At 40.7% G+C, this 14294-nt stretch carries 11 protein-coding genes and 2 riboswitches; all 11 genes read left to right on the forward strand.

Annotation, left to right across the window (positions count from 1 at the left end):
• Nucleotides 1-288: 288 nt before the first annotated feature.
• Nucleotides 289-394: riboswitch (SAM riboswitch) on the forward strand.
• Between the two features lie 243 nt (nucleotides 395-637).
• A riboswitch (SAM riboswitch) is annotated at nucleotides 638-749 on the forward strand.
• A 97-nt stretch (nucleotides 750-846) separates the two neighbouring features.
• Nucleotides 847-2646, forward strand: a complete 1800-nt coding sequence (locus ACFSFW_RS12030) for a PLP-dependent aspartate aminotransferase family protein (protein ID WP_388038530.1) — start codon at nucleotides 847-849, stop codon at nucleotides 2644-2646.
• A 314-nt stretch (nucleotides 2647-2960) separates the two neighbouring features.
• Nucleotides 2961-4925 carry an acetoacetate--CoA ligase gene (locus ACFSFW_RS12035; protein WP_388038532.1) on the forward strand — a complete coding sequence of 655 codons (1965 nt, stop codon included), beginning with the start codon at nucleotides 2961-2963 and terminating at the stop codon, nucleotides 4923-4925.
• Nucleotides 4925-6091 carry a thiolase family protein gene (locus ACFSFW_RS12040; RefSeq protein ID WP_388038535.1) on the forward strand — a complete coding sequence of 389 codons (1167 nt, stop codon included), beginning with the start codon at nucleotides 4925-4927 and terminating at the stop codon, nucleotides 6089-6091. The genes ACFSFW_RS12035 and ACFSFW_RS12040 overlap by 1 nt, the downstream gene beginning before the upstream one ends.
• A complete protein-coding gene (locus ACFSFW_RS12045) occupies nucleotides 6088-6507 on the forward strand; it encodes a Zn-ribbon domain-containing OB-fold protein (protein ID WP_388038538.1) in 420 nt (139 codons plus the stop codon). Before ACFSFW_RS12040 ends, ACFSFW_RS12045 begins: the two co-directional genes overlap by 4 nt.
• Nucleotides 6508-6556: 49 nt before the next feature.
• Nucleotides 6557-7885 carry an MFS transporter gene (locus ACFSFW_RS12050; protein ID WP_304220344.1) on the forward strand — a complete coding sequence of 443 codons (1329 nt, stop codon included), beginning with the start codon at nucleotides 6557-6559 and terminating at the stop codon, nucleotides 7883-7885.
• 36 nt (nucleotides 7886-7921) lie between these two features.
• Nucleotides 7922-9088: an acetyl-CoA C-acyltransferase gene (locus ACFSFW_RS12055; protein ID WP_388038542.1), complete on the forward strand. Its 1167-nt coding sequence runs from the start codon at nucleotides 7922-7924 to the stop codon at nucleotides 9086-9088.
• A gap of 172 nt (nucleotides 9089-9260) precedes the next feature.
• Nucleotides 9261-9878, forward strand: a complete 618-nt coding sequence (locus ACFSFW_RS12060; protein ID WP_388038545.1) for a YczE/YyaS/YitT family protein — start codon at nucleotides 9261-9263, stop codon at nucleotides 9876-9878.
• A 63-nt stretch (nucleotides 9879-9941) separates the two neighbouring features.
• Complete coding sequence (gene coaA / locus ACFSFW_RS12065) at nucleotides 9942-10865, forward strand: type I pantothenate kinase (protein WP_388038548.1); 924 nt, start codon at nucleotides 9942-9944, stop codon at nucleotides 10863-10865.
• Nucleotides 10866-11177: 312 nt separating this feature from the next.
• Nucleotides 11178-12032: a polyamine aminopropyltransferase gene (gene speE, locus ACFSFW_RS12070; protein WP_388038551.1), complete on the forward strand. Its 855-nt coding sequence runs from the start codon at nucleotides 11178-11180 to the stop codon at nucleotides 12030-12032.
• Between the two features lie 136 nt (nucleotides 12033-12168).
• Nucleotides 12169-13887, forward strand: a complete 1719-nt coding sequence (nagZ, locus tag ACFSFW_RS12075; RefSeq protein ID WP_388038555.1) for a beta-N-acetylhexosaminidase — start codon at nucleotides 12169-12171, stop codon at nucleotides 13885-13887.
• Nucleotides 13888-14050: 163 nt separating this feature from the next.
• Nucleotides 14051-14257: a helix-turn-helix transcriptional regulator gene (locus ACFSFW_RS12080; protein WP_304218180.1), complete on the forward strand. Its 207-nt coding sequence runs from the start codon at nucleotides 14051-14053 to the stop codon at nucleotides 14255-14257.
• Nucleotides 14258-14294 lie beyond the last annotated feature (37 nt).

Raw genomic sequence — 14294 nt, forward strand, 5'->3', positions numbered from 1 at the left:
GGGCTTCGCCTTTCTTTTTCCGTTCGTTTAATTATCTTGTATTTATTTGTAATCGCTATCATCAAAAGGTATGTTAAAGTTGCAAATGCAGGAACTAAGAACTAGTGCCATTTTATCATTTGTTATAGGAATTGAAAACATTTGTTTATCGGTTAGACTAAGTTAGAGGGCTGCATTCTAGGGTACTCTATTGATGTATTGTAATTAAAGAATTTTTTATCATCAAAAAAACATTGACTAAATTATCTAAACTGTTTAATATTACTAATAAGTTAAATAAAGCAATTCTTCTTATCAAGAGAGGTGGAGGGACTGACCCTACGAAGCCTCGGCAACCAGCATTTAAATGCCCGGTGCCAAGTTCAGAGGAGTATTTTTATTCCGGAGATGAGAAGGTGGACGAATGCGAATTTATTTCCGTATATTCATGAGCCCCTTCTGATTTCTCAGAAGGGGTTTTTATTTTAGAGTGAAAGAAGTAGCATTTATTATTCAATAATTAATGAAAAAAGAATAGAAAAAATCTTAGCAATAGATATATTTTTCTAAAAATACTTATTGACTGAAAAAATAAAGTATTCTATAATACTTTATATGATTGAAGGATTAACGCGTTAATACGCCATTTGAATATAAAATCTTATCCAGAGAGACAGAGGGAACAGGCCCGATGAAGTCCAGCAACCTTCAAGTGAAAGCTTGAAAAGGTGCTAATTCCTGCAGGTGCATATGCATCTGAAAGATAAGTTGAGGCCCCCTCTTCTTATGTTGAGGGGGCTTTTTATTTACATAAAGTCAGTACTTATCTAGCAAACTTGTAGAAAATTAAACTTGGAGGTTTAAACAATGACAAAACAATATGATACTTATGATGATGAAACGATACTTTTACATGGTGGTCAATCCCCAGATCCGACAACTGGTTCACGTGCAGTGCCGATTTATCAAACAAGTTCTTTCGTATTTCATAATACAGATCATGCTCAAAGCCTATTTAGCCTTGATGAGTCAGGTAATATTTATTCTCGAATCGGTAACCCGACTGTTGATGTGCTTGAGAAACGGATCGCGTTGTTGGAGGATGGTGTCGCAGCTGTAGCAACTTCTTCAGGAATGGCCGCTATTGCTCTATCTATTATGAACGTCGCGCAAGCAGGAGACGAAATTGTAGCAGCTTCGAATTTATATGGCGGAACTTACAATCTTTTCGCTGTTACTCTTCCGAAATATGGAATCAAGACTCATTTCGTTGATCCAACAGATCCTGAGAATTTTAGAAAAGCGATTACGCCGCAAACAAAGGCCGTCTTTGCTGAAACGATTGGAAACCCAAGCTTGCATGTATTAGATATTGAAGCAGTATCAGCGATTGCACATGAAAATGGAGTACCGCTCATTATTGATAATACATTTGCTTCACCATATGTTTGTAAACCAATCCAATATGGTGCTGATATAGTGGTTCACTCCGCAACAAAGTGGATAGGTGGACATGGAACCACAATTGGTGGGTTAGTCGTTGATGGAGGCCGTTTTAATTGGAACAGTGAAAAGTTTCCAGGATTTACAGAGCCAGATCAAAGTTATAACGGAATTAAGTATGCAAATGAATTTGGAACATTAGCGTTCAGTACGAAACTGAGAGTTCAGCTTTTAAGAGATTTTGGTTCTTCATTAAGCCCACATAGTGCGTTCCTATTGATACAGGGTCTTGAAACATTACACCTAAGAATCGAAAAGCATAATGAAAATGCACTGAAAGTTGCAAAGTTCTTAAAAGACCATCCTGCAGTTGATTGGGTTTCATACCCTGGTCTTGAAGAGCATCCAGCACATGAACTAGCTACTAAATATTTGCGTTCTGGATATGGTTCTATCGTAAACTTTGGCATTAAGGGTGGTAGGGAAACTGGTAAGAAAGTAATAAATAACATTGCGTTATGGTCGCATGTGGCCAATGTTGGAGATGCCAAGTCCCTTATTATACACCCTGCATCAACAACTCATCAGCAGTTAAGTGCGGAAGAGTTAGTCAAAACAGGAGTAAGTGAAGAGCTGATCCGTCTATCAGTTGGTATTGAATCATACCGTGATTTAGTGAATGACTTGGACCAGGCTTTTTATGAAGCGACAGGCATTTCGTCAAAGGGTGAGCAAAAAGGAGAAACAGCGGTTAATGATGAGGGAGTCATACGTTGGGCACTTCAATCAACATTTATTCGTGAAGAAGTCGATGGAAAAGAAGTTCAGCGTGCAAAAACAATTGCCGTTGTTGGTCTAAGTGGTAATCCAGCTCGTCCAAGCTACCGACTTGCACGGAAAATGCAGCGTCTAGGTTATAAAATTATCCCAGTTAATCCAAGGGAAACAGAAGTACTCGGTGAACAGGCATATCCGGATTTAACATCTATTCCGGTTAAGGTAGATATCGTTCAAGTATTCCGTAGTCCTGAGGCAGCGATTGGAGTTGCGGCAGAAGCAGCACAAATTCAACCAAAAGTATTCTGGCTACAAGAAGGGGTTATCTCCCCAAGGGCAGTGGAAGTTGCGAAAGAAGCAGGTCTTGAGGTTGTTCAAAACAGATGTACCTATAAGGAGGCACAACGTCTCAGAGGTGCAATTGTGACGTATGCTTGTGAAATTTAACTTTATTCAGCATTCATCCCCTACTTCGATAAGTGGGGGATGAATGCAATATGTGAAACCAATTCAGTGGGGGTTCAAACCCCGACTGAATAAAGTTAAAGCCTCCGGCGGATGCCACGATTTTTCAGAGGTAGCTTTTCGAGCAAGCTCGAAAAAAATCGGGCGCAAATACGCCAAGGCGCATTTGATTTGTGAAGAATTCCCCTACCTCTATAGGTAGGGGATGATTGTAAAGAGAGTCTATTAAAACATGAACTAAGGGATGGGCGTGTGCTAAGAATGATGCTTCTCTTAGTACGAGGGAGGAATAGATAATGACAACACAACACAGCTTACTAGAATCCAAGGTTCTATGGGAGCCAAGTGACTCTTGGGTCTCACAGTCAAATTTGATGAAGTTTTCACAAGAGGTCGGTTTTCCACTCCTACCCTATGAACGCTTTCATCGCTGGTCAGTCGCTCAACCAGAGTCATTCTGGTCAGCAGTATGGGACTTTGCAAATGTTATTGGAGATAAGGGAGAAAGAGTCGTAGTTCCTCCAAGCGATGGTGGCATGCTAGGAACACAATGGTTTCCGGATTCTAGAATTAACTTTGCAGAAAATATTTTACGTGGTGACGATCGGCAAACCGCGGTTATTGAATCAGATGAAAACGGCGTCTCTCAAACGATCACCATGGGAGAACTACGTAATAGAGTGGCACGGGCCCAGTCTGGGTTAAAGAGTTTGGGAGTAAGTGCTGGTGATCGTGTTGCAGGAGTTGTAACAAATAGAATTGAAGCGTTCGTAGCCTTATTGGCAACCGCTTCATTAGGTGCTGTTTGGACATCTTGCTCACCTGACTTTGGTCCAAAAGGGATTATCGATCGGATTGGGCAAGTTCATCCAAAGGTATTAATTGCAACTTTGGATTATCAATATAACGGAAAGTTTTATGATATTCGAGATAACATATCAGTTGTATGTGAGGTACTGAACGATGTTTCCGCTATCGTGACTTTATCTGAGAATGCAGATATATCGATTAATCAAGAAACGAAAGTGATGAGCTGGCAGGAGCTATGTCAAAATGAATCATCTCATCTGGAATTTACCCGAGTTCCCTTCAATCATCCGCTTTACATCCTTTATACTTCAGGGACTACTGGGCTGCCAAAGGCTATTGTTCATTCAGTCGGTGGTACATTAATTCAACACTTAAAGGAACATCAGTTACATTGTGATTTAAAAGTTGGAGATGTCTTGTTTTGGTACACAAATACGGCATGGATGATGTATCCTTGGCTGCTTTCTGGATTAGCAAGCGGTGCTGCTATTCTTCTCTATGATGGGTCACCAATCCCTAAGGCGAATATAGGAATCCTTTGGGAAATTTCAGAAGAAATTGGGCTTACGCATTTCGGAACGAGCCCGAAGTATTTAGACACCTTGATGAAGTCAGGTTATCAGGTGGGGCAGAAGCATGATCTTTCTTCTTTACGCAGTGTTCTTTCTTGTGGAGCACCTTTATCGGCGGAACAATATGACTGGATTTATAGCGACATTAAGCAGGATATTATGTTGGCTTCGATTTCAGGTGGTACCGAAATCATCGGATGCTTTGTGATGGGTTCTCCTGTACATCCAGTAAGACGAGGGGAAATTACCTGTAAAGCACTTGGTATGGCAGTAGATGTCCTCGATGAAAGAGGAGTATCTGTCATCAATGAAAAAGGGGAGTTAGTGTGTACAAAGGCTTTTCCTAGTATGCCAATTACATTCTGGGGAGAGGACGGAGATGAGCGCTATTTTAAAGCCTATTTTGCTGAGCGTCCGGGTATATGGTCACATGGTGACTTCGCTGAACAAACAATAGAGCAAACATTGGTCATTTATGGAAGAGCTGATACTACGCTTAATCCTGGCGGTGTCCGGATTGGAACTGCTGAAATCTATCGAGTTGTGGAACAACTTCCTCAGGTACAGGACTCAATCGTTTTTGGTTACCCTGTTGATAATGATGAGGAAATCGCGCTATGCGTCGTTACTGAAGACGGAAAACTTGACCCTACATTAGTAGACCATATTCGTAAGGAAGTAAGGGAAAAAGCTTCACCGCGGCATGTGCCAAGACGTATTTACAGTGTCAAAGAGATTCCTTATACAATTAACGGCAAGAAGGTTGAAGGGGCAGTCCGTTCAACTGTTCTTGGACAGCCAATAAAGAACAGGGGCTCACTTGCCAACCCAGCATGCCTAGAAGAATACAGCAGCTTGTCTGAAAGGAGTTTCGTATAATGGTTAACCGCCGAGTTCCAAAAGGTGCAATTATAGGGATTGGAGAGCTTACTCCAGTCCGCTATAGCGAGGGTGTGACAACTCTTGCATTAATTGCCGAGTCAGTAAGACTGGCCATTCAAGATGCCGGAATTGACAAAGCCGAGATAGATGGTTTATTAATTGGCCCTCAAGTAGGCGAAACTCCGCAGCATGTGCCAGCTACTGTTGCGGAATACCTTGGTCTTGAGCCGACAATGTCAAATGTAGTTGATCTTGGAGGTGCCACAGGTGCGGGAATGATATGGAGAGCGGTAGCTGCAATAGAAGCGGGAATGTGTGAAACAGTTGTATGCGTGCTTGCAAATATCAACGAAAAGGGTAAAGCCCTACGTTCACCAAACCGTAATCCAATTCGTGAATTTGACGTTCCATTTGGTGCTTCTGGCGCAAACACTTCTTATGCGCTGTTAAAGCAACGGCACATGGCCGAGTATGGATCGAAACAAGAAGATTTTGCACTCATTGCTCATTGGGCACGAAAAAATGCGCAGCTCAACCCAAAAGCCATTACATACGGAAAACCAGCCTCAGTTGAGGACGTATTGAATTCTCCGCTAATTGTGGATCCCTTGCATTTATTTGAAATCGTTATGCCTGTAGCAGGTGGCGCAGCGGTCGTTGTTACCTCCATTAAAAATGCCTCTAAGGGAGGACACCCTCCAGTTTATTTGCTAGGGGCGGGAGAGAAAATCACTCATAGAGCCGTCAGCCAAGCCCCTGCATTGGAAAATGCTCCACTAAGCTATGCGATTCCAAGAGCATTGGATCAAGCAGGATTATCGGTAAAAGACATGGATTTACTTTCTATCTATGATTGCTATACGAGTGTAGTTGCACAAACATTAGAAAATGCTGGTCTATGTGCACCTGGAAGATTTGGTTCCTGGATGAAGGAGCATTCATTCGGTCATGATGGCGATTGGCCACTTAACACGCACGGGGGACAATTAGGATTTGGTCAGGCTGATCTTGCAGGTGGAATGTCACATATTATTGAAGCTGTTCATCAATTACGACATGAAGCTGATTTGCGACAAATTCCAAATGCACGACATGCTTTGATAACTGGAAATGGAGCTACATTGAGTGAAGCAGCTGCTCTGATCTTGGGGGTGGAATCATGATAGAGAATTTTGAAAATTTAATGGTCCCAGGTCCGACTATAACTCCTATCACTAAGCCGTTCTGGGATGCAGTAGCTCGTATGGAATTTATTTTACAGAAATGCTGTGATTGTGGTGAGTGGGTATTTTATCCTCGTTCCCATTGCCCGCATTGCTGGAGTAACCAGTTAGAATGGAAACCAGCTTCAGGGGAAGGAACGTTAAAGACGTGGAGCATTGTACATAGACCTGGTCATCCAGGGTGGGCAGCAGTTACACCTTATGTATTAGGGGTTGTTGAATTAGAAGAAGGTCCATCGATGCTGACACATCTATTCGTTGATTCTGATCAAGAATTAAAAATTGGGCAGCCACTAAAGGTTAAATATATAAAATGCAATGATGTTTGGTTGCCATTTTTCGAAAGTAAGGAATGAAAAATGGCCTTAAGACATATTACACCATCGTAAAAAGGGAGGAAAGTCGATGTCTACAGCTCCAGTAATTCAGGAGGATATAAACACCGAGAAAAAAGGTTTTTCTAAAGAACATCGTAAGGTCGGTTTGGCTAGCTTTATTGGTACAACAATTGAATGGTATGATTTCTACTTATACGGTACAGCTGCTGCTTTAGTATTTCCCGCATTGTTTTTTCCAACGTTCGACCCTCTATATGGTACACTAGCAGCCTTTGGATCATATGCTGCAGGATTTATAGCACGACCATTAGGAAGCGCGGTATTTGGGCATTTTGGTGATAAAATTGGTCGAAAAAAAATGCTTACCCTTTCATTATTATTAATGGGAATCGCAACATTCTTAATGGGGCTGATCCCATCCTATCAAACAATCGGATTGATGGCACCACTATTAATTAGTCTTCTACGCATTGTACAGGGATTTGCCGTTGGAGGTGAGTGGGGCTCAGCGGTGGTAATGGCTGTCGAGCATGCTCCAAAAGGAAAACGAGGATTATACGGTAGCTTTCCGCAAATGGGAGTTCCTGCTGGTCTTCTCTTATCCACCTTCGTTTTCTCAATGGTAAATAACAATATGTCAAATGAAGCTTTCCTTGCTTGGGGTTGGCGTATTCCATTTTTACTAAGTGCGATACTTGTCATCATTGGACTTTGGATTCGTTTAAGAGTGAGTGAATCGCCTGTATTTGAGGAACTGGCTGAAAAGAAGCAGATAGAGGAAAAGCCTGTGCTTACCGTTCTACGCAGCCAAAAGAAACCATTATTCTTAACGATTGGAATGAAATTAGTTCAAAACGCAACATTTTATATCTATTCTGTATTTGTACTAACGTATCTCGTAGGTACAGTTAATGTCGATCGCTCCATTGGTCTAAATGCAGTCATGATCTCCTCTGTAGTAGGTTTAGTGACCATGCCACTGTGGTCCTACTTATCAGATAAGATTGGCCGTAAACCTGTTTATTTGGGTGGAACAATAGCAACGACGCTATTCATTTTTCCGTTTTTCGCACTGATGGATACAGGATCGGTCATTTGGATCACAATAGGAATCGTGCTTGGATTGAATGTCATACATGACTCTGTCTATGGCCCTCAGGCAGTATACTACTCTGAGCTTTTTGGGTCGAAGGTTCGTTTAAGTGGTGCTTCTATTGGTTACCAAATTGGAGCTATCCTAGCAGGTGGATTTTCACCGCTAATTGCGACTTGGTTACTAGCAAAATATGATGGGCATAGCTTACCGATCATTCTATATTTAACCGCACTAGGTGTGATAAGCATTGTTGCAACATTATTCGCACGGGAAACATACCGTGATTCACTAACCCAGTAATTTAGTTTAGTTTCAATTAATCTACTAAAAGGATGGGTGATTTGGTTGAAAAAAACTGTATTAATTGATGGAGTTCGTACTCCTATTGGACGGTTTAAGGGAAGTTTAAGCAAGAATACAGCAACTGAACTAGGTGTTGCGGCAGTTTCGGAGCTCATTCGCCGTGTTCCTGAAACTGCTAATGCAGATGGCGTTATACTAGGTCAAGTCATACAGGCTGGGCAAGGTCAAAACCCTGCGCGTCAAGTTGCCTATCAAGCTGGTGTTGGGATACATACCCCTGCCTTAACATTAAATAGCGTTTGTATTGCTAGTTTAGCAGCGGTATCTGATGCTGCTCGCCGTGTAGAAAGAGGAGAAGGGGATCTATTTGTTGTTGGAGGATTTGAATCAATGACAAATGCACCTCATGTATCTAACCTTAGACGAGAAGTTAAGATGGGTGCTGTCGAATTCTATGATACGTTGAATGACGGTTTGTGGTGTGCACTTTCTGATCAATCAATGGGCGGGTTATCTGAACGTACAAATCGAGAATTACATATTAGCCGAGAAGAACAAGACGAATTTGCACTACACTCACAACTACGGGCAGCTAGGGCACAAAGTAATGGATTTTTTAAGGATGAAATAGTTGGAGTTCATGTTTCCGGTCTGCATTTAACCGAGGATGAATGTATTCGACCACAAACCTCCATTGACAAGCTACAAAAACTTTCCCCAGCATTTGAAGAAGGGGGAACGATTACTCCTGGAAACGCTAGTCCGATGTCAGATGGTGCGAGTGCAGGTCTAATTTCTAGTTTAGATACATGTGAAAAAATAGGGAAGTCACCGCTAGCAACGATTGTTGATTGGTCATTTGTGGCAGGGCCAGACCCATCCTTGCACCTCCAGCCGGCAAATGCAATACGGGCTTTATTGGATCGTAGAAATTTACGCCTTTCAGATATTGATTTGTTTGAGATTAATGAAGCTTTTGCAAGTGTTGTGATTGCAAGTCAGCAAGAGCTTGGTCTTCCTTCAGATGTCGTTAACGTGAACGGAGGAGCAATCGCTCTTGGTCATCCTCTAGGTGCTAGCGGATTCCGGCTTGTGTTAACACTTGCTCGTGAACTTAAACGACGCGGTGGCGGTCGAGGCATTGCATCTATGTGTGGCGGTGGAGGCCAAGGAGCAGCCGTTTTAATAGAAGTAGAATAAGTATTTCATTATATATCAAAAATACTCAATATGTAAAAATAAGAGTCTAGGAAATGATTTAAGGCTTCTGTCCTTTTGGTGGGCAGATGCCTATTTTTTTGGGTGCAATTTTTCATGAAAGTGTTATAATTGAATAATTATTTTGAAATATCCATTAATATCGAGGTGCAGCATGGGAATACGTATAGGCATTTATTTTGGAGGACTCACTCTTACCGCGCTAGGCATGGCATTTATTATTCGATCATTAATAGGAGCGGGGCCATGGGATACCGTAGCTGTAGGGCTTACAGAGCATTTAGGTTTGACGATTGGTACGTGGTCAATTTTGACACAGTTGACATTTATATTGATTACCTGGATTCTAGAAAAAAAGAGATTGCGTATCGAATCGGTTATCCCCATTTTTATCCGAAGTGTTTTTGTTGATTTCTGGTTTTATATTGTATTAGCGAATGTAGACTTTACATCGTCTTGGGAATTACAAATTGTCAGTTTCGTTGTGGGTCTTGTTATCGCTGGAATTGGAATCGGCATTTATATGGAGGCGAGTTTACCGAAGACACCCATTGATGGAATGATGGTGGCATTCTGCAATCGGTTTGAGTTGAGTTTTAATATTGTAAGAATGGGCATTGAAGCTACAGGAGCTGTTCTCGGATTTCTTTTAGGAGGACCGGTTGGGCTTGGGACTCTAGTGATTGCGTTGTTTTTAGGTAAAATCATTCAAGTGGTTAATAATAGAATGAAGAAAATCTTGCAAGTGTCGAACGCAAGTCATTCTTTATAAAACGTATTAATTCAAGTAACAATCTGATAAAATGAACATGAATCTAAAATAGAGGTAAAAACTATGAATCCGTTAACAAACTATATTGAATTTAATAGAGAAAAATGGGCAGAATTGCGCAATAAAACTCCTTTGTTACTATCAGAAGAAGAACTCGAGAGCATTCGCGGTATAAACGAAGAAATCTCTCTTCAGGAAGTAAAAGAAATTTATTTGCCATTGACCCGTTTAATCAATCTAAAGGTAAAGGCATCACAACAGCTACAGGGAGCAACGAATTCATTTTTAGACTATAAAGCTAAGAAAATTCCATATATTATTGGAATTGCAGGTAGCGTGGCAGTAGGGAAAAGCACCGCAGCAAGGGTAATTCAAACTCTATTATCACGGTGGGACGAGCATAAAGAAGTAGGGTTAGTTACGACAGATGGATTCTTATATCCAAACGCAACCTTGGAGAGTAAGGGCTTGATGAGTCGAAAAGGATTTCCCGAAAGCTATGATACTCAAAGATTAATTGAGTTTATGATGAAGGTGAAGTCTGGTAAATCAAGAGTGGAGGCTCCACTTTACTCCCATTTAACGTATGATGTGCTATCCGACAAGGTAGAGGTTATTAAGCAGCCGGATATTTTAATTGTTGAAGGAATTAATGTCCTTCAAGTCAGCAAGTCACATTCGGTTTTCGTCAGCGACTTTTTTGATTTCTCAATTTATATTGATGCGGACGTAAGAAATATCAAAAAATGGTACATTGAGAGATTTTTGACACTGCAAAAGACGGCGTTCCAGAACCCGATGTCTTATTTTCATCGCTATACTTCGTTAACGAAAGACGAAGCGATCAAGAAGGCAACCGACATCTGGGAGGAAATCAACGCCAAAAACTTACGAGAAAACATTCTCCCTACACGTCGTCGTGCAGACATCGTCTTCAAAAAAGGCCCTGACCACATAATGGAAAAAGTTCACCTTAAGAAATTTTAAATGGGACACAACGGATCGCCGCATGGGACACGGGGACAGGTCCCTTGTCCCAGGTGCTTCGCTATATTACGCCGCAGTAGTGCATAGACACTCGCGGCGTTTTTTAGATTTGTGGCTGCTAATTTCAAAATACGGCTGTTACTGAAAATTTATGGCCGATAAAGAAAAAATACGGCTGATAAACTATTTTTATGGCTGATAACCTATGTGAAGTTGACTGGGACACGGAACCTCCGACCCACTTCGCTGGACATGCACATTGTTCTTTCTTATTCTTATATTGGAAGAATAAGAGTAGAGTGGGGGATGATGATGGAACTGAATAAACCTTATTTATCTAAGGAAAACGGAGATTTATGGCTCACCGAAAATGAGTACGACAACTTAAAAATCAGCTATCGGATTAAAGATATTATTTTTGAACAACAATCATCTTTCCAAGATGTCATGATACTGAATTCATATGATTTTGGAAGAATGTTAGTGTTAGATGGTATTGTCCAAACGACCTCGGTTGATGGACATATCTATAATGAAATGATTTCACATGTGCCCTTGTCGATTCACCCTAATCCGAAAAAGGTATTAATCGTTGGTGGTGGCGACTGTGGTGTTGCAAAGGAAGTAGCTAAATACGTAGAAATCGAACATATTGATATGGTTGAAATTGATGAACTTGTGGTAAAAGCTAGTATCGAACATTTACCTGAGGTATCAGGTCGCCTAGCAGATCCACGTGTTCATTTTATTTTTGATGATGGTGTAAAATTCGCGGCTAGTAAGAAAAATGAGTATGACCTAATTATCGTGGATTCATCAGATCCAATTGGACCTGCAGAGGCTTTATTCGAAAAAAGCTTCTATCAAAGCTTACATGAAGCTTTAAAAGATGATGGAATCATGGTTTGTCAAAGCCAATCACCAATTTTCCATTCTGACGTAATGAAACAGTCCTATACTCGAATCTCAGAACTTTTCAAAGAGACCAAATTGTATACGGCAGTTGTACCGACCTACCCTGGTGGAATGTGGAGCTTCACGATTGGATCTAAGAAGCATATTGATGTAAACCCAAGCAGAGTCAGCAATAAAGAAACAAAGTATGTGAACGAGCAAATGGTGGAAAGCTGTTTTTCATTGCCGCAGTTTCTTGGGGAACAACTATAAAAAAGAGGCAAGGGCCTGAATCCTTGCCTCTTTAATTCAGTTTTGGGACACGGGACCTGTCCCTGTGACCCATGTAACGTTTCTGCTGCTCAAAGAGTCTATTTATATAGAAGAAAAAATAGCTGGGAGGTAGCCTATGTTTAAAAAAGGAATGTTAACGAGTTTGATTGGTATACTTTCCGTTGCTGTAGTGGTTGCTTTCGTTTATATGTTTTTTGAAAAAGATAACGAACAGAAAAGTGAACGAAGTGCTCCAAGTGAGGAGGCGGCTCAGCAATCAGAAAACAATGAAGCTGAGACGCAGCCAGAGGGAACGGCTGAAGAAAAACCAGATTCCTTAGAACAGGTTAAGGAAATTTTTTCACTTTCGAAAACAGGGAAGGTTCCGCATACTCCTTTTATAGCAGGACAGACAAACATCCAAGAAATACACAATCAATGGGGGGAACCGCCAACTATTGATAAAAGCCCGATTGGCGACTTCGCAGTGTATCCTGACCATGAAGTAACAATTGGAATTAAGAATAAGATTGCTTTCGATATCCGCTACTACGATCCGAATTTAATGGGTATTCAATTAGAAAATATTCAAAAAGCGATAGGTGCGCCAGATGAGGTTAAATATTATCAGGATGAAAATGTAAACCAAGTTATTTTCATTTATCAAGTCAATCCTACTTATCAGTTAAAGTGGATTTTACCGAAGCAGACGGAGCAAGAGCCTAACCCAACTGTTCATCATATTTCTGTCGTGACAAACCTTCAACAATCGGTTGATGATAATGAAAGCCTAAGTTTAGATAAAAAAATTGGTCAACTGATTTTTGCAGGGATTTCTGGTACAAAGATGAGCCAAAATATGAACCAATTAATTATTAAATACCAAGTCGGAGGCATCATTTTTAACGGTGATAATTTAGTATCTCCGAAACAAACCGTGAACTATTTGAACCAAATCAAACAGGCTAATGAAGGTAATATACCTTTGTTTTTTGGAGTGGACCAGGAAGGTGGCCGAATTTCGAAACTGCCAGGTGGATTAATCAACTTTCCGACAAATCTAGAAATCGGAGAGATAAATGATCCAACACTCTCGTATGAAATTGGCAAAACCCTTGGTAATGAGCTCAATGCATTTGGGTTTAATGTGGATTTTGCACCTGTGCTCGATGTTAATAGCAATCCGGATAACCCGGTAATTGGTAATCGTTCTTTTAGCAGTAATCCTGAGATTGTGAGTAGTCTAGGAATTCAAACAATGAAAGGGCTGCAGTCGCAGTCTATTATTTCCGCAGTCAAGCATTTTCCGGGGCACGGGGATACACATGTTGATTCACATCTGGAGCTACCCAAGGTTGAAAAGACGCGTGAAGAGCTAGAGAGTCTGGAATTTATTCCATTTCACAAGGCCATAAAAGAAGGAGCAGATATGGTGATGGTTGGCCATATTTTAGTACCGGCACTTGATAAGACCTATCCGTCCTCCATGTCAAAAACGATAATCACGGACATTTTACGGAATGACCTAGGCTTTAATGGTGTAGTCATCACTGATGATTTTTTCATGAAGGCAATCACCAATGATTACGATATTGGTGAGGCAGCGGTTCAATCAATTAAGGCCGGTAGTGATATTATCATGGTGGCACATGACTACAACAGTGTGGTTCAGGTCCATAATGCAATTAAAAAAGCAGTCGAAAACGGTGAAATACCCGAAAAGAGAATCGATGAAAGTGTGATTAGAATCCTACAATTGAAAGAAAAGTATCAATTAGACCATTCCAAGGCTACACAAGTAAATATAAATAAACTGAATCAATCAATACAAAAAGTACTCGACAAACTTTCATAGTGGGACAGCTCACTTGTCCCAAAGTGAGCATCTATATTGTGATTTTGCGAATGAGTTAGTCCAAGTGACTAACCTTCTTTTTTTATGTCTAAAAATATGTAAAGGTTACTTGATGTAAAGGAAACTTTACATTACGATGGAAATATAAGAGGTGGTGAATGGGTTGCAAAATAAAGTATCAGAGTTTAGGAAAAAACACGGTTTTTCGCAGGATCGACTGGCTGAAAAATTGGGTGTTTCCAGGCAAACAATTATTTCGATTGAAAAGGGAAAATACAACCCATCTCTTCCTTTAGCATTGATAATGGCTGAAGTTTTTGAGACGAAGGTTGAAGACATTTTTCTTTTAGAGGAAGAAGACTATAAATAAGGAATTATGCTAGATGAAGTCATTTTAAAGGAGGAAA

Origin of the sequence: Ferdinandcohnia salidurans, from assembly GCF_042680725.1 — a bacterium.
GTDB classification, from domain to species: Bacteria; Bacillota; Bacilli; order Bacillales; family Bacillaceae_L; genus Ferdinandcohnia; species Ferdinandcohnia salidurans.